The 15,848-nt window shown below is 70.7% G+C and carries 19 protein-coding genes; 5 read left to right on the top strand and 14 right to left on the bottom strand.

The features are described from left to right. Positions 1-110: 110 nt before the first annotated feature. The 5 genes from ACK99Q_RS14930 to ACK99Q_RS14950 all read left to right on the top strand — a co-directional run bounded on the left by ACK99Q_RS14930 (position 111) and on the right by ACK99Q_RS14950 (position 4,897). The gene (locus ACK99Q_RS14930) at positions 111-839 is read left to right on the top strand and encodes an amino acid ABC transporter ATP-binding protein (RefSeq protein WP_410187002.1); all 729 of its coding nucleotides are present in this window, start codon (positions 111-113) and stop codon (positions 837-839) included. 52 nt (positions 840-891) lie between these two features. Further along, positions 892-1,779 (top strand): glutamate ABC transporter substrate-binding protein, encoded by an 888-nt coding sequence (locus ACK99Q_RS14935; RefSeq protein WP_410186892.1) that lies wholly within the window; start codon positions 892-894, stop codon positions 1,777-1,779. 74 nt (positions 1,780-1,853) lie between these two features. Further along, the gene (locus ACK99Q_RS14940) at positions 1,854-2,510 is read left to right on the top strand and encodes an amino acid ABC transporter permease (protein ID WP_410186893.1); all 657 of its coding nucleotides are present in this window, start codon (positions 1,854-1,856) and stop codon (positions 2,508-2,510) included. Next, positions 2,489-3,364 (top strand): amino acid ABC transporter permease, encoded by an 876-nt coding sequence (locus ACK99Q_RS14945; RefSeq protein WP_410186894.1) that lies wholly within the window; start codon positions 2,489-2,491, stop codon positions 3,362-3,364. The genes ACK99Q_RS14940 and ACK99Q_RS14945 overlap by 22 nt, the downstream gene beginning before the upstream one ends. Before the next feature lie 30 nt (positions 3,365-3,394). Further along, entirely contained in the window at positions 3,395-4,897 is a 1,503-nt protein-coding gene (locus tag ACK99Q_RS14950; protein ID WP_410186895.1) for an amidohydrolase, read from the top strand. Between the two features lie 4 nt (positions 4,898-4,901). On the opposite strand, the gene ACK99Q_RS14955 is transcribed toward ACK99Q_RS14950, so the two are convergent. The 14 genes from ACK99Q_RS14955 to ACK99Q_RS15020 all read right to left on the bottom strand — a co-directional run bounded on the left by ACK99Q_RS14955 (position 4,902) and on the right by ACK99Q_RS15020 (position 15,817). Continuing rightward, positions 4,902-5,360 (bottom strand): hotdog fold domain-containing protein, encoded by a 459-nt coding sequence (locus ACK99Q_RS14955; RefSeq protein ID WP_410186896.1) that lies wholly within the window; start codon positions 5,358-5,360, stop codon positions 4,902-4,904. A gap of 10 nt (positions 5,361-5,370) precedes the next feature. Next, positions 5,371-5,904, bottom strand: a complete 534-nt coding sequence (locus ACK99Q_RS14960) for a GNAT family N-acetyltransferase (protein ID WP_410186897.1) — start codon at positions 5,902-5,904, stop codon at positions 5,371-5,373. Between the two features lie 24 nt (positions 5,905-5,928). Then, complete coding sequence (locus ACK99Q_RS14965) at positions 5,929-6,447, bottom strand: regulatory protein RecX (protein WP_410186898.1); 519 nt, start codon at positions 6,445-6,447, stop codon at positions 5,929-5,931. Then, entirely contained in the window at positions 6,447-7,556 is a 1,110-nt protein-coding gene (gene recA, locus ACK99Q_RS14970) for a recombinase RecA (protein WP_410186899.1), read from the bottom strand. The genes ACK99Q_RS14965 and recA overlap by 1 nt, the downstream gene beginning before the upstream one ends. Before the next feature lie 233 nt (positions 7,557-7,789). Continuing rightward, a complete protein-coding gene (locus tag ACK99Q_RS14975; RefSeq protein ID WP_410186900.1) occupies positions 7,790-8,347 on the bottom strand; it encodes a type 1 glutamine amidotransferase domain-containing protein in 558 nt (185 codons plus the stop codon). 14 nt (positions 8,348-8,361) lie between these two features. Then, the gene (locus ACK99Q_RS14980; RefSeq protein ID WP_410186901.1) at positions 8,362-8,556 is read right to left on the bottom strand and encodes a DUF3046 domain-containing protein; all 195 of its coding nucleotides are present in this window, start codon (positions 8,554-8,556) and stop codon (positions 8,362-8,364) included. After that, complete coding sequence (locus ACK99Q_RS14985; protein ID WP_410186902.1) at positions 8,553-8,849, bottom strand: helix-turn-helix domain-containing protein; 297 nt, start codon at positions 8,847-8,849, stop codon at positions 8,553-8,555. Before ACK99Q_RS14985 ends, ACK99Q_RS14980 begins: the two co-directional genes overlap by 4 nt. Before the next feature lie 5 nt (positions 8,850-8,854). Further along, positions 8,855-9,370: a CinA family protein gene (locus tag ACK99Q_RS14990; protein WP_410186903.1), complete on the bottom strand. Its 516-nt coding sequence runs from the start codon at positions 9,368-9,370 to the stop codon at positions 8,855-8,857. Continuing rightward, positions 9,367-9,999: a CDP-alcohol phosphatidyltransferase family protein gene (locus ACK99Q_RS14995; RefSeq protein WP_410186904.1), complete on the bottom strand. Its 633-nt coding sequence runs from the start codon at positions 9,997-9,999 to the stop codon at positions 9,367-9,369. Before ACK99Q_RS14995 ends, ACK99Q_RS14990 begins: the two co-directional genes overlap by 4 nt. Positions 10,000-10,014: 15 nt before the next feature. Then, the gene (locus ACK99Q_RS15000; RefSeq protein WP_410186905.1) at positions 10,015-10,383 is read right to left on the bottom strand and encodes a DUF2752 domain-containing protein; all 369 of its coding nucleotides are present in this window, start codon (positions 10,381-10,383) and stop codon (positions 10,015-10,017) included. Positions 10,384-10,457: 74 nt separating this feature from the next. Further along, positions 10,458-10,778, bottom strand: a complete 321-nt coding sequence (locus ACK99Q_RS15005; RefSeq protein ID WP_410186906.1) for a CD225/dispanin family protein — start codon at positions 10,776-10,778, stop codon at positions 10,458-10,460. A 68-nt stretch (positions 10,779-10,846) separates the two neighbouring features. After that, complete coding sequence (locus tag ACK99Q_RS15010; protein ID WP_410186907.1) at positions 10,847-13,288, bottom strand: DNA translocase FtsK 4TM domain-containing protein; 2,442 nt, start codon at positions 13,286-13,288, stop codon at positions 10,847-10,849. Between the two features lie 63 nt (positions 13,289-13,351). After that, the gene (locus ACK99Q_RS15015) at positions 13,352-14,059 is read right to left on the bottom strand and encodes a sirohydrochlorin chelatase (RefSeq protein WP_410186908.1); all 708 of its coding nucleotides are present in this window, start codon (positions 14,057-14,059) and stop codon (positions 13,352-13,354) included. 78 nt (positions 14,060-14,137) lie between these two features. Then, positions 14,138-15,817 carry a ribonuclease J gene (locus tag ACK99Q_RS15020; protein WP_410186909.1) on the bottom strand — a complete coding sequence of 560 codons (1,680 nt, stop codon included), beginning with the start codon at positions 15,815-15,817 and terminating at the stop codon, positions 14,138-14,140. Positions 15,818-15,848 lie beyond the last annotated feature (31 nt).

Here is a 15,848-nt window from a genome sequence, read left to right on the forward strand (position 1 = left end):
GTGCGTCCGGGTTGCGATCCGGTTGCGGTCTCGGGCCCACCGGGTTCAACAGTTGCGCGGGCGGGGGCGCTGCGGTTGGGTTGTACGTCATGGGAGACACCACCACGCCGATGGTCCGGATGGACGGCGTCCAGAAGTGGTTCGGCGACCTGCACGTGCTGCAGGACATCGACTTCGAGGTCGCCGGCGGCGAGGTCGTCGTGGTCATCGGGCCCTCGGGCTCGGGCAAGTCCACGCTGTGCCGCGCGATCAACCGACTCGAGCCGATCAACGAGGGCACCATCGAGATCGACGGCGTCCCCCTGCCCGAGGAGGGCAAGGCCCTCGCCCGGCTGCGCGCCGAGGTCGGCATGGTCTTCCAGTCGTTCAACCTGTTCAGCCACAAGACGGTCCTCGAGAACGTCACGCTCGGACCGATCAAGGTGCTGGGCAAGCCGAAGGCCGAGGCCGAGCAGCGCGCCCGCGAGCTCCTCGACCGCGTCGGCGTCGGGTCCCAGGCCGGCAAGCTGCCGTCGCAGCTGTCCGGCGGCCAGCAGCAGCGCGTCGCGATCGCCCGCGCCCTGGCCATGGAGCCGAAGGTGATGCTCTTCGACGAGCCCACCTCCGCGCTCGACCCGGAGATGATCAAGGAAGTCCTCGACACCATGGTCGACCTCGCCAAGGGCGGCATGACGATGGTCGTGGTCACCCACGAGATGGGCTTCGCGCGCACGGCCGCCGATCGCGTCGTCTTCATGGCCGACGGGCGCATCGTCGAGCAGAACACGCCCGACGAGTTCTTCACCAACCCGCAGAGCGATCGCGCCAAGGACTTCCTCGGCAAGATCCTCAAGCACTGATCTGCATCACGACGTTTCTCGCAACATCGATCCCGAAGGGGGAGGACGAAAGATGAGAGCACGAAGGACACGGTTCGCGGCCGTCCTGGCCGCCGGCCTGTTGGCACTGAGCGCCTGCGGCGACGCGGGCAGCGACGACGAGGGTGACTCCGGTCCCGACGTCGAGGTCGAGGAGCAGGACTTCGAGGCCGGCACCCGCATGGCCGACCTCCAGGAGGCCGGCTCGGTCAAGATCGGCGTGAAGTACGACCAGCCGGGCGTCGGCTTCAAGTCGGCCGCCTCGGACACGCCGACGGGATTCGATCCCGCGATCGGCAAGATCCTGGCCGCGAAGCTCGGCATCGACGCTGACGACATCGACTGGGTCGAGACGGTCTCGGCGAACCGCGAGCCCTTCCTGCAGAACGGCACGGTCGACTTCGTCATCGCCTCCTACTCGATCACGGACGAGCGCCGTCAGGTCGTGGGCCAGGCCGGCCCGTACTACGTCACCGGCCAGAGCCTGCTGGTCGCCAAGGACGACGACTCGATCAACGGCCCGGACGACCTGAAGGGCAAGAAGGTCTGCTCGGTCACCGGCTCCACCTCGATCGAGACGGTGGAGAAGGAGTTCGGCGCGACGCCGGCCGGCTTCGACACCTACTCCGAGTGCGTGGACCAGCTCCTCAACGGCTCGGTCGACGCCGTCACCACCGACGCGGCGATCCTCCTGGGCTACGCGGCCGAGAACCCGGACGAGCTCAAGGTCGTCGGCGAGCCCTTCTCCGAGGAGCGCTACGGCATCGGCTACGGCAAGGACCACCCCGAGCTGTGCGAGTTCATCAACGAGAGCCTGACGTCGGCCTTCGACGACGGCACGTGGAAGGAAGCGTTCGACTCGACGCTCGGCAAGGGCGGCGGCGAGGCGGGCGATCCGCCCACGCTCGACCCCTGCCCCTGACCCACACGACGGCGTGGGGGTGGGCACCAGCCCACCCCCACGCCTGTCTGACATCGACGGATTCGAGGTGACTCGTGGACTGGCTGCTCACTGACGACGGCTGGCAGCTGTACTTGCAGGGCTTCTGGATGACCACCCGCCTGACGGTGGCCTCCGGGGTCCTGGCGCTGGTCGTCGGCACCCTGGTCGCCGTGGCGCGCGTCGCTCCCGTGCCGATCCTGCGCGGCATCGGCTCGGGATACGTCACCATCTTCCGCAACACTCCCCTGCTCGTGCTGATCCTGCTGACCTACTACGGTCTGCCCGAGATCGGCATCGACTTCGGCTTCTTCTGGAACATCACGCTCGCCATGGGGCTGTACACCGCCGCGTTCGTCTGCGAGGCACTGCGCTCCGGCCTCAACGGCGTGCCCGTCGGCCAGGCCGAAGCGGCGCGGGCGATCGGCATGCCGTTCACCCGCACGATGGGTCAGGTCGTGCTCCCGCAGGCCTTCCGGCTGACCGTGCCCCCGATGGCCAGCGCGTTCATCGCCCTCGCGAAGAACACGTCCCTCGCTGCCGTGTTCGGCATCGCCGAGGCCACCTTCAGGATGCGCGGCTTCCTCAACACCTATGCCACGGAGATGGTCCAGATCTTCCTCGGATTCGCTCTCGGTTACATCGTCATCGTGGCCGTCATCAGTGCCTTCGCCACCATGCTCGAGCGCCGATGGACGGCGGTCTCGCGATGAGCGTCCTCTACGACATCGCGGGTCCGAAGGCCCGGCGGCGTCACGCCATCGCCGGCGTGGTCACGGTCGTCGCGCTCGTCCTGGCCGCGGCCGCCGTGATCTGGAAGCTCGCCGTCGAGGACCAGTTCACCGCCGACAAGTGGGAGGTCTTCACGACTCCCGCCTACCTGGAGATCCTCGGTCAGGCCGTGCTGGACACCGTGCGGATCGCCGCGATCTCGATCGTGCTGGCCGTGGTCTTCGGCGTCGTGTTCGGAGTCGCCAAGCTCTCCGACCACGCCCCGATCCGCGCCGTGGCGTGGACCGTCGTGGAGTTCTTCCGAGCGGTCCCCCTGCTGCTGCTCATCATCTTCATCTGGTTCTGGGGCTTCGACACCAGGGTGGGAATCATCGCGCCCTTGGTGATCGGGCTGACGCTCTACAACGGCTCCGTGCTTGCCGAGGTCTTCCGCGCCGGCATCAACGCCGTGCCTCGCGGTCAGGTCGAGGCAGCCTATGCGCTCGGCATGCGCAAGACCGCCGTGACGCGCATCGTGCAGCTGCCGCAGGCGGTCAAGATCATGATGCCCTCGATCATCAGCCAGTGCGTCGTGGTCCTGAAGGACACGTCGCTGGGCTACTACATCCTGGCGCCGGGCCTGACCACGATCGGTCGCGAGATCTGGCGTGAGTTCGACAACCGCCTCGCGACCGCGATCGTTCTGGCTGCCATCTACATCGTGCTGAACGTGATCCTCTCGCGCATCGGCGTGTACGTGCAGAAGCGGCTCACCGAGTCCAAGACGGTCAAGGCCGTCGACCTCGAGCCCGCGCGATCCGGGGTCCACCACGGCGGGGGCCCGACCGCCCGCTGACCCACCCGCGCGGATCAGCACAATGGTGCCGTGAGTGTGAGTCCTTTCCTCCTGCGCGACGTGCGCCTCGTGCCGGTCCGCTCGGCATCCCCGAGCGAGCCGGTCTGCCTGCGCATCGACGACGGCACGATCGTGGCGGCGGGAACGGGGCTGGCGCCCGAGCCGGGCGATCGCGTGGTCGACGCCGAGGGGCGTTGGGCGATCCCCGGGCTGTGGGACCAGCACGTCCACCTCACCCAGTGGGCGCAGACCCGCACGCGGCTCGACGTCTCGGAGGCGACCGATCCCGCCGCGGCGGTCGAGATCGTCCGCGCGCACCTGCCGTCCGTCCCCGACGGCGACTGGCTGTTCGGGTTCGGCTTCCGGCTCGCCGGCTGGGAGCGTGAGCCGACGGTCGCCGAGCTCGACGCGGTCACCGGCGACCGTCCCGTCGTCCTCACCAGCGGTGACGCCCACACCGGCTGGCTCAACTCCGCCGCCCTCGCGGCGCTCGGCGCTCCCCCGAGCGACGGGCCGCTGACCGAGGCTCCGTGGTTCGCGCTCATGGCCGAGGTCGTCGAGCGCAACGCGGCTCAGGACGGCGGTCGCGCGGTGGCCGACGCGATCGCCCAGGCGGCCTCGCGCGGCGTCGTCGGCATCGTCGACTTCGAGTGGGCCGAGCCCCTCACCATCTGGCGCGAGCGCGTCGAGCAGGGCCTCGACGCACTGTGGGTCCGCTCGGCCGTGTACCCGGAGTACCTCGAGGACGTCATCGCCGCCGGCCTGCGCACGGGCGCCCCCGTCACGCCGGACGGCCCGGTCACGGTGGGCCCGCTCAAGATCATCTCCGACGGCTCGCTCAACACCCTGACGGCGTTCTGCCACGACCCCTACGGCGGCGAGTCCGGCCGAGGCGTGCAGAACCACGACCGCGCGGCGCTCATCGAGCTGCTGACCCGAGCGCACGGCGCCGGCTTCCGCGCGGCTGTGCACGCGATCGGCGACGCGGCCGCTCACGAGGCACTCGCCGCGTTCGCCGCCACGGGCGCCGTCGGCAGCATCGAGCACGCCCAGCTGCTGACCGGACTCGACATCGCCGAGATGGCGCGTCTGGGCGTCACGGCGAGCGTCCAGCCCGGCCACCTGCTCGACGACCGCGACGTCACCGCCCGGCTCTGGGCCGACCGCGCCGACCGCTGCTTCCGGCTCCGCGGACTCCTCGACGCGGGCGTCACCGTCACGTTCGGCTCGGACGCGCCCGTGTCGCCGCTGGACCCGTGGTGGGCGATGGCCGCGGCCGTGCACCGCTCGGCGGACGGGCGGGCGCCGTGGAACCCCGGAGAGGCGCTGAGCGCCGCCGAGGCGCTCGCTGCCAGCGTGGACGGCCGCGACACCCTCGCGGCCGGAAGCGCGGCCGATATCGTGCTGCTCGACCGCGACCCGCTGTTGGCGGTGGGCGACTCGGCCGCCGTCGCCGCACACCTGCGGGCCGTGGGCGTCGAGACCACGATGCGTGCGGGCCGCCTCACCCACGCGGCCGCGAGCCTGAGCTGACGCTCTACTTCTTGGGCGTCACCCAGAGGTGGATCGTGCCCTCGACGGTCACGGTGCCGTCGGCGCGCGTGGCGCGCACGCTGATCGGGACCTCCGGCCCTTCGGCCCAGTCCGTCGCGTCGCTGTCGGCGGTGCAGACCACGTCGGAGTCGGACTTCGCGAGGTACCTCACCTCCATGCCTTTGGGCAGCCAGCGGTGGTCCGGCGGACACGTGGCCTCCGCCAGGAGCCCCATGGCCGCCTCGAGCCCGTTGCAGGCCGCGATCGCGTGCACCGTGCCGATGTGGTTCTTCGTGGACCGCCGCAGCGGCACGACGACCTCACCGTGGTGGGGTCGCATGTCGACGATCCGCAGGTGCGCGCTCGCGAAGTACGGAGCCGCGCGGGAGAAGAGCTGGCCGAAGACGGCGCGGCCCTTGGGCAGCGCCGAGAGCTTGCGGTACATGACGTAGGTCGAGGGCATGACCGCGATGTTACTCGACAGTAGGGTCGAATGTCGCGCGCTGGGCGGTGCAGACCACGTCGGCCCAAGGAGCACCCTCGGGCTGGATCCACAGACCCGTGACGAAGCCGCACTTGCTGAGCACCCGGATCGACCGATGGTTGCGGGCGTCGGGCGCCGCGAGGAAGCGCGGAGCGTCGGGATACTCGGGCACCAGCACGTCGCGGCAGAACCGCTCGATCATCTCCGTACCGAGGCCCTTGTCGACCAGGTCGGGGTCGCCGATGAGGTAGTCGAACGCGACCGCCTCGGGGTCCTGGCACCGGACGGTCAGGTCGTCGTCGGTGGCCACCACGAAGCTCTGGAGGTAGCCGACCGGCACTCCCCCGAGCTCGGCGATCCACATCCGCACCGGGTCGTCACCGGACAGCCGAGGCCCGAAGCGCCGCCGTGCGTGGTCGACGTCGTCGAGCCGGTCGGGGAACCACACCAGCACGTGCGGCTCGCGCCGCCAGGACACGACCGCCCCCAGGTCGGCGTCGACCAGGGGGCGGAACGTGAACACGCGGACAGCGTAGGGCGACCGGCGTCAGGTGGACTCGATCGCCACGTGATCGGCGTCGAGCTCGGCGCGGACCACGTCGAAGGCGACCTGTGGCGCGTAGCCCTTGCGGGCGAGCATCGCCGTGAGACGCCGGACCTGCACGGACTGGTCGAGACCGGCCACCGAGCGCAGCTTGCGCTGCACGAGGCGGTGGGCCGCCTGACGCTCGAGGTCGGGATCGACGTCGGCCAGGACCACGTCGATGACCTCGGGCGCGACGCCCTTGCGCTGCAGCTCCAGCCGCAGCACCGAACGCGCCAGGCCCTTCGCGCGACCACGCTGCTCGACCCACAACCGGGCGAACCGCTCGTCGTCGACCAGGCCCTCGGACTCGAGCTGGTCGACGACCACGTGCGCGACGTCCTCGGGGAACTTGCGACGCGCGAGCGCGTCGAGCAGCTCACCGCGGCTGCGGTCGCGCGCGGCCAGACGATCCATCGCGATCGTCCGGCCCGCGACGACGACGGCCCGAGGATCCGTGTCCGGATCCGTGGGGTCGATCATCAGAAGTCGGCGGCCGAGAGGTCGCCCGCGAGGTCGTCGACGACGGTGGCGGGATCGGCCGGCTGGTCGACCTGCGGCCCGATGCCGAGGTGCTCCTTGATGCGCTTGTCGATCTCGTCGGCGAGGTCGGGGTTGTCGCGCAGGAAGTTGCGGGCGTTCTCCTTGCCCTGGCCGAGCTGGTCGCCCTCGTACGTGTACCAGGCGCCGGCCTTGCGGACGAAGCCCGCGTCGACGCCGAGGTCGATCAGGCTGCCCTCGCGGCTGATGCCCTGGCCGTACATGATGTCGAACTCGGCCTGCTTGAACGGCGGCGCGACCTTGTTCTTGACGACCTTGACGCGGGTGCGGTTGCCGACCATGTCGGTGCCGTCCTTGAGCGTCTCGATGCGGCGCACGTCGAGGCGGACCGAGGCGTAGAACTTCAGCGCCTTGCCACCCGTGGTGGTCTCGGGGCTGCCGAACATCACGCCGATCTTCTCGCGGAGCTGGTTGATGAAGATCGCCGTGGTGCCCGAGCCGTTGATCGCACCGGTCATCTTGCGCAGCGCCTGGCTCATGAGGCGGGCCTGGAGGCCGACGTGGCTGTCGCCCATCTCGCCGTCGATCTCGGCGCGCGGCACGAGGGCGGCGACGGAGTCGATGACGATGATGTCGAGCGCGCCGGAGCGGATCAGCATGTCGGCGATCTCGAGCGCCTGCTCGCCGGAGTCGGGCTGGGACACCAGCAGGGCGTCGGTGTCGACGCCGAGCTTGCGGGCGTACTCGGGGTCGAGCGCGTGCTCGGCGTCGATGAACGCCGCCACGCCGCCGGCCTTCTGCGCGTTGGCCACCGCGTGCAGGGCGACCGTGGTCTTGCCGGAGGACTCCGGGCCGTAGATCTCGATGACACGGCCGCGCGGCAGGCCGCCGATGCCCAGCGCGACGTCGAGCGAGACGGCGCCCGTGGGGATGACCTCGATCGGGGCGCGGGCCTGGTCGCCCAGGCGCATGACGGCTCCCTTGCCGTACGAGCGGTCGATCTGGGCCAGGGCGTTCTCGATCGCCTTGTCCTTGTTGGCTCGCTCCTTGGCGATGTCCCTGTTGGAGGGGGTGGTGCTGCTCTTAGCCATGCTGCGTCCTTCGTGTCGTCGACCGTCGCGGTCGGGTGGCGGGCCATCTTCGACGGTAGGCGGACCCACTGACATTCGTGAGCCTCGTCGACTCGCCTGTGGATGCTGCCCGACCTCACCGTCGGCCTGTGGACGAGCCTAGGCCGAACAGGTGTTCGACGGAAGCACGACACGCCGAACGGCCCTCCCCCTCGTGACGTCACACGGGGGAAGGGGCGTTCGCGGGAAGGGTCTCAGGCGGTGAGGGCCTCGCCGATCGCGCCGACGAAGGCCGGAAGGTCGTCGGGATTGCGGCTCGTGATGAGGTTGCCGTCGACCACGACCTCCTCGTCCACCCAGTCGCCGCCGGCGTTGCGCACGTCGACCGCGAGACTCGGGAAGCTGGTCAGGCGCCGACCCTTCACGAGGTCGGCCGAGACCAGCAGCCACGGTGCGTGGCAGATCGCCGCGACGGGCAGCCCCGACTCGAACGCGGCCGAGACGATCCCCTGCGCCTGCTCGTCGGTGCGCAGGTGGTCGGCGTTCACGGTGCCGCCGGGAACCACGAGGACGTCAGGCCACCGCTGGTCGAAGCCCTCGAGCGTGCCGTCGACGCGGACCGAGATCGTCTTGTCGACGTCACCCTCCATCGCCTGCAGGGTGCCCTCGTGCGGGGCGAAGATCCTCACGTCCGCGCCGGCTGCCTCCAGCTGGTCGCGCGGGGTCGTGAGCTCGGACTCCTCGAAGTGGTCGGTCGCGATGATCGCGACACGCTTGCCGGTCAGGTCGGGAAGATCGCTCTGATCGCTCATTCCTCGACGCTAGCTCAACGGTCGCGTGCCGGCAGGTCGAGCGAGGCGTGCACCGCGCGCCAGATGCGCTGCGGGTCGATGCCCGCGTCGAGCGCCTCGACCGGGGTGCGCCCGTCCAGCGAGGCGATCGCCTGCTGGCGCGCCCAGGACGCGGCGTACGCCGGCCCGAGGGCAGCCTCCATGCGCTGCCAGAACTCGCTGTGCCTCACGCGGCCGAGGCCTGGGCCTCGTCGCGGGCGATCGACGACACGGTGGCCAGATCGGCCGCCTCCTCCAGCTCGAGCAGCGAGCTGACGTCGAGCAGGACCTTGCTGAGCGGGACGTCGAGCGCCTGGGCCAGGGCGGCGAGCAGCTCGGAGCTGGCCTCCTTCTGACCACGCTCGACCTCGGAGATGTAGCCGAGGCTGATCCGGGCCCGCTCGGAGACGTCGCGCAGGGTCAGGCCCTCGGCGAGACGACGCGCGCGCAGCACGTCACCGATGAGTTCACGCATCGCGGTCATCGCCATCACCCTTCCCTGTCGAGCTCAACGCTCGTCGAGCCGTCGTTCTTCCCCAGCCTATAGTGCAGGTCCGCCACGACGGCGCGGACCGCCGAACGTCTCACCGCGTCGCGGTCGCCGTCGATCCGCAGCCGGCGCGAGGTGATGCCGTCGGGACCCGCCACCGCGACATGCACCGTGCCCGCGGGATGCCCCTCCGCCGGGCCGGGACCGGCGACTCCCGTGGTGCCCAGTCCCCAGGTGGCACCGAGCCGTTCGCGGGCGCCCCGCGCCAGCTGCTCGGCGACCTCGGCGTTCACGGTGCCGTGCTCGGCCACGACGTCCGCATCGACGCCGAGCAGCTCGATCTTCACGTCGGGCTGGTAGGCCACGATCGAGCCACGGACGACGGCGGAGGCGCCGGGGACGTCCACGAGCGCGGCGCACACGAGGCCGCCGGTGAGCGACTCGGCGGTGGCCACGGTCTGGCCGGCCGCGCGCAGGTCGGCCACGACGGCCGCGGCGTCGACCAGCGGACTCACCGCGAGACGTCGCCCGCGGGCTGGGCGGCCAGGCGGCGCGCCTCGATCACGTACTGGACGCCGGTGACCAGGGCCACGACGAGCGCCGCGGCCATGAGGACGTGCGTGACGACGAGCAGCGCGGCCGGCACGACGCCGTCCCACAGCTCGAAGGGCAGGCAGTAGCCGGCGATCGCGAAGGACTGGAGGACGGTCTTGAGCTTGCCGCCGCGTCCCGCCGGCATGACGAAACCGCGACGCACCATGACCATGCGCATCACCGTGATGCCCCACTCGCGCAGGAGCATGAGGATCACGGCGGCCCAGAACACCGGACCCCACGGCTGGTCGGTGAAGATGATCGCCAGTCCGATGAAGGCCATGCCCGTGAGCGCCTTGTCGGCGATCGGGTCGGCCATCTTGCCGAAGTCGGTGATGAGGTTGTGCTTGCGGGCGATGTCGCCGTCGATCTTGTCGGTGGCCATCAGCACCGCGAACGTGGCCCACGCGGCGATGCGGTAGCCGATGGACTCCCCGCCGTCGTGGAGCAGCAGCCAGCCGAAGACCGGGACACCGAGGATGCGGATCACGGTGAGGACGTTCGGGACGTTCAGGTTGCTCGGCTTGTCGGCCGGGCGAGACGAGTCCATGGAGTTCAGTATGGCTCAGGCAGGTGAGAGCCACGTCCAGCCGGGCACGTTGCGCGCCACCCAGTAGGCCAGCACGACGCCCAGCAGCGCCCAGATCCAGGCGGCGGGGATGCGGCTCGGATGCCACGCGCGGCGGCCCAGCAGGCGCAGGCCCCACGCGACCCAGGCGACCAGCACCGTGGGGAGCAGCAGGACGGCCAGCGGGTTGCGGTCCCACGCCGTCGCCAGGTCGCCCCGGGTGAGGGCGTGCACGGCGCGCAGGCTGCCGCAGCCGGGGCAGTAGAGGCCGGACACGGCCAGGAACGGGCAGGTCGGGTAGTGCCCGGGCTCCTCGGGCGAGACCGCTGCGAGCACGGCCGTGGCGGCGAGCCCCGCCGCGGTCACCCCCGCGAACATCAGCGCCCCGCGCCGCCGGACGGGTCCGGCGGGCGCGGGGCGCTGGTGGCTGTCGATCGAGATCAGAGGCTCGACGTCGAGGTCGACGTGCCGCTCATCGCAGCGATCACGATGACGATGATGTAGATCACGATCACGACGAGGCCGACGACGGCGGACCAGATGGCCCACTGCTTCGCCTTGCGCGACGACTCCTGGGCGCCGGCGAGGTCACCGGCGGCGAACTTGCCGTTGACCTGCGCCGCGTAGACGATCGAGACCACGCCGAGCGGCAGGCAGCAGAACAGCGTCGTGAGGATGGCCCACACGAGGTTGTTCGGCGGCGGCGTCGCTCCGCCGTAGGGCCCCGAGGACGGAGGCGGCGGAGGTGCGTTGTAGGTCATGCAGCGTTCCCTTTCGCGTCACCGTTCACCCCCGAGGGTGAACGCGTTGGTCCGTCGAGCCTAGTGGCTCAGCCGACCTGGATGCTCGCCAACACGTCGGCGAGGTCGTCGGGCTTGACGAGCACGTCACGCGCCTTGGAGCCCTCGCTCGGGCCGACCACACCACGACTCTCGAGGATGTCCATGAGGCGACCGGCCTTCGCGAACCCGACGCGCAGCTTGCGCTGGAGCATCGAGGTCGAGCCGAACTGCGTGTTGACCACGAGCTCGACGGCCTGCAGGACCAGGTCCATGTCGTCGCCGATGTCGTCGTCCAGCTCGCGCTTGGCCTGCTGCGGCGCGGTGACGTCCTCGCGGTACGAGGGCTTCAGCTGCTCCTTGCAGTGCGTGACGATCGTCTCGATCTCGGCCTCGGTGATCCAGGCGCCCTGCATGCGCATCGTCTTGTTCGCGCCCATCGGCAGGAACAGCCCGTCGCCCTGGCCCACGAGCTTCTCGGCGCCGGGCTGGTCGAGGATGACGCGGCTGTCCGCCAGCGAGCTGGTGGCGAACGCGAGGCGGCTCGGCACGTTGGCCTTGATGAGGCCGGTGACGACGTCGACGCTGGGTCGCTGGGTGGCCAGCACCAGGTGGATGCCGGCAGCACGGGCCAGCTGCGTGATGCGGACGATCGAGTCCTCGACGTCGCGCGGCGCGACCATCATGAGGTCGGCGAGCTCGTCCACGACCACCAGCAGGTACGGGTACGGCGTCAGGACGCGCTCGCTGCCCGGAGGCGCCTGCAGCTTGCCCGACGCGACGGCCTTGTTGAAGTCGTCGATGTGCCGGTAGCCGAAGTTCGCGAGGTCGTCGTAGCGCAGGTCCATCTCGCGCACGACCCACTGGAGGGCCTCGGCGGCCTTCTTCGGGTTCGTGATGATCGGCGTGATGAGGTGCGGAATGCCCTCGTAGGCGTTGAGCTCCACGCGCTTCGGATCGACGAGGATCATGCGGACCTCGTCGGGCGTCGAGCGCATGAGGATCGAGGAGATCATCGAGTTCACGAAGCTCGACTTGCCCGATCCGGTGGCGCCGGCGACCAGCAGGTGGGGCATCTTCGCCAGGTTGGCCACGACGTAGCCGCCCTCGACGTCCTTGCCCAGGCCGATGACCATCGGGTGGTGGTCGCTGCGCGCCTTGTTCGAGCGCAGCACGTCGCCGAGGGAGACCATCTCCTTGTCGACGTTGGGGATCTCGACGCCGATCGCGCTCTTGCCCGGGATGGGCGACAGGATGCGGACCTCGTTGGAGGCCACGGCGTACGCGATGTTCTTGCTCAGCGCGGTGACCTTCTCGACCTTCACCGCGGGGCCGAGCTCGACCTCGTAGCGGGTGACCGTCGGGCCGCGGGTGTAGCCGGTGACGGTGGCGTCGATCTGGAACTGCTCGAGCACCTCGGTGAGCCGTCCGACGACCTCGTCGGACGCGGCGGAGCGGGCCTTGGGCGGCGTGCCCTCCTTGAGGGCGTTCGGCTCGGGCAGCGTGTAGACGATGTCGCCCGAGAGGGCCAGCTGCTCCGCGCGGACCGGCAGCGGCTCCAGCGGACGCGGGTCGGGCTGGGGCTCGGGCTCGGGCTCGGACATCACGGGCACGGGCGGCGGGCTGACGGACACCTGGCGGTCCTCGTCGGGCCCGTCGACGAGCGGATTCTCGAACGGCTCGTCGTCGACCACCGGCATCGTGCGCGGGTGACGCTTCTTGACCGGCTCGGGCGCGGGCTCGGGCTCGACCGCCTTGTCCCTGCCGAGGGCGCGGCTCACCAGCGACGAGACGCGATCGGGCACGGCGTAGAGCGGGGTGGCGGTGACGACGAGGACGCCGAAGATCACGACCAGGACGAGGATCGGCGCGACGACCCAGCCCGTCTTGAGCAGGTCGACGAGGATCGCGGAGAACAGGAAGCCCACCGCTCCCCCGGCCTCGGACATGTCGGGGTCGCTGGGGCGCGGGGTGCCGTGTGCAAGGTGCACGAGGCCCAGGACGCCGCCGACGATGGCTCCCCAACCGATCGCCTGGCGACCGGCCGGTCCGTTGCGGTCCGGGTGGCGCAGCGTGCGCCAGGCGACGACGGCCAGCAGGATCGGGACGGCCCACGCGAGCACGCCCACGGAGCCCGTGGTGATGCGGCGGACGGTGGCGCCGACCCCGCCGGGGATGTCCCACCAGACCGACGCGGCGGTGACCAGCGCGAGGGAGACCAGCGCCAGGCCCACGCCGTCGCGGCGCTGCTCGGCGTCGAGCTCGCGGGCACCGTGACCGATGCTGCGCGCGATCGCGCCGACCACGCCCGCCAGCCCCAGCCAGAAGGCCGTGGAGGCGCGCATGGTGCCCTGGAGGGCAGCGCTGAGGGGACCAGGACCCGTGCGGGGTGCCGGCTTGCGCGCAGGAGGCTTGCGCGCCGCGGGCTTCTTCTTGCGGGCCTGGCTGCCGGACGGCCGCTTGCGCGGCGGGGAAGACGTTCGGGTCGCCATGATCCCAAGGCTAAACCAGAACCTGAGACTTCTCACGGACCCACGCCGCGCGGGCGACCGGGGTCAGCGGATCGCGGATCCGACCTCGCCGGGCGTCGCGAGGACGTCGGCACGCTCCAGCGCGAGCGCGACGAGGCGCGGATCCGGGGCGCCCGCCCCGAGGAGCGGCGCCGTCACCACGTCGGCGCCGAGACGCCCGATGGCCGAGGCCCCCTCCCCCGACGCCAGCGCGTACATCGAGACGACGACCCTCCGGTTGTGGGCGCGGGCCACGTCCAGCGCGTCCTCGACCGGTGTGCCGACGCCGTCCACCACTCCGACGTGCACGGGCCCGCCCCACACCGCGCTCAGCAGGCGGGCCGCCTTCGAGACGTCGGTGAGCGCCGGCGAGCCGTTGGCCTGGGGCGCCACCATGACGATCGTGTCCGAGGGCTTCGCGCCCGCCTCGATGAGCCGACGCACGCCGATCTCGGCCAGCACCCAGTCGGGTCCCATCGCCGGGGCCACCCGGACCAGCGGGTCCGTGGCGGCCACCTCGTTCATCAGGCGGGCCGTCTCGCAGTCGTGGTTGAGCAGCAGCGGCACGATGATCCGCGGGCCGGAGGTCTCGGCGACGACGTCGGCCAGCGACGGCTGCTGGACGTCGACGAACGCGTCGACGACCTCGCACGCCGGCGCCTGGCGTCGGACCGCGTTGACGAGCGACGCGATGGCCGACCGGCCCGTGTGCGACGTCGTGCCGTGGCTGCACACGATGATCCGAGTCCTCACGACTCAAGAGTCGTGAGCGACTGTTTCCTCGCGGTTACGGTGCGGGCGAGGTTCGGTAACGGGTGCCTCGCCCGTCCCTCAGGCCTCGAGGACGATCGGGATGATCATCGGACGACGGCGCAGGCGGCGACCCGCGAACGAGCCGATGACCCGCCGCATGACCTGCTGCAGTGCCGCCGCGTCGCGCGCGCCGTCGGCGATCGACTGCTCGAGCGCCGCGACGACCTTGGGCTGGATCTGGTCGAAGACCGAGTCGTCCTCGGCCAGGCCGCGGGCGTGGATCTCGGGACCGCTGACGATCTTGCCCGTGGTGGAGTCCACGACGGCGATGACCGAGATGAAGCCCTCGGACGCCAGGATGCGGCGGTCCTTGAGCTCGGAGTCCGTGAGGTCGCCGATCGACGAGCCGTCGACGTAGACGTAGCCGCAGTCGTAGGCGCCCGCGATGCTGGCATGGCCGTCGACGAGGTCGACCGCGTAGCCGTCCTCGGCGAGGATCACGTTCGGGACGCCGGTCTGCGTGGCGAGGGCGGCGTTCGCGTGCAGGTGACGGATCTCGCCGTGCACCGGCATGACGTTCGACGGCTGCACGATGTTGTAGCAGTACAGGAGCTCGCCGGCCGAGGCGTGACCCGAGACGTGCACGAGGGCGTTGCCCTTGTGGACCACGTTCGCGCCGAGCTTGGTGAGGCCGTCGATGACGCGGTAGACCGCGTTCTCGTTGCCCGGGATGAGCGAGGAGGCCAGCAGGACGGTGTCGCCGGGCTCGAGGTGAACCTTGTCGTGCGTGCGGTTCGCGATGCGCGACAGCGCCGCCATCGGCTCGCCCTGCGAGCCGGTGGACATGAGCACCATCTTCTCCGGCGGGGCCGCGTCGATCGAGTCGACGACGACGCCGTCGGGCACGTTGAGGTAGCCCAGCTCGCGCGCGATCTGCATGTTGCGGACCATCGAGCGGCCGACGTACGCGACCTTGCGACCGTGCTTCGCGGCCGCGTCGAGCACCTGCTGGACGCGGTGCACGTGCGAGGCGAACGAGGCCACGATGATGCGCTTCTTGCTGCGCGCGAAGACCGCGTCGATCGCCGGGGTGATCTGCTTCTCGGCCGTCGTGAACCCCGGGACGTCGGAGTTGGTCGAGTCGGTGAGGAACAGGTCGACGCCGGCCTCGCCGAGACGCGCGAAGGCGCGCAGATCGGTGATGCGGCCGTCGAGCGGCAGCTGGTCCATCTTGAAGTCGCCGGTGTGCAGCGCCACGCCGGCGGCGGTCTTGATGGCGACCGCGAGCGCGTCGGGGATCGAGTGGTTGACCGCGACGAACTCGCACGCGAACGGGCCGAACTGCTCGACGTCGCCCTCGGACACGACGTGCGTGGGCACGTCCTTGAGGCGGTGCTCCTTGAGCTTGGGCGCCAGCAGCGCCAGCGTCAGCTTCGAGCCGATGACCGGGATGTTCCCGCGCTCGCGCAGCAGGTACGGGACGCCGCCGATGTGGTCCTCGTGACCGTGGGTCAGGACGAGGCCGACGATGTCGTCGAGGCGGTCGCGGATCGGCGCGAAGTCCGGGAGGATCAGGTCGACGCCCGGGTGGTGCTCCTCGGGGAACAGCACGCCGCAGTCGACGATCAGCAGCTTGCCGTCGAACTCGAAGACGGTCATGTTGCGGCCGATCTCACCCAGTCCTCCGAGGGGGACGACGCGCATGGCGCCCGGGGCGAGCGGCGGCGGGGTGGACAGCTCGGTGTGCATGTGGGTCACGACGCGACCTCCGGGCGGAGAGCGGCGTTGG

It is taken from the genome of Aeromicrobium sp. MLTX1, from assembly GCF_046452335.1.
Taxonomy (GTDB): domain Bacteria; phylum Actinomycetota; class Actinomycetes; order Propionibacteriales; family Nocardioidaceae; genus Aeromicrobium.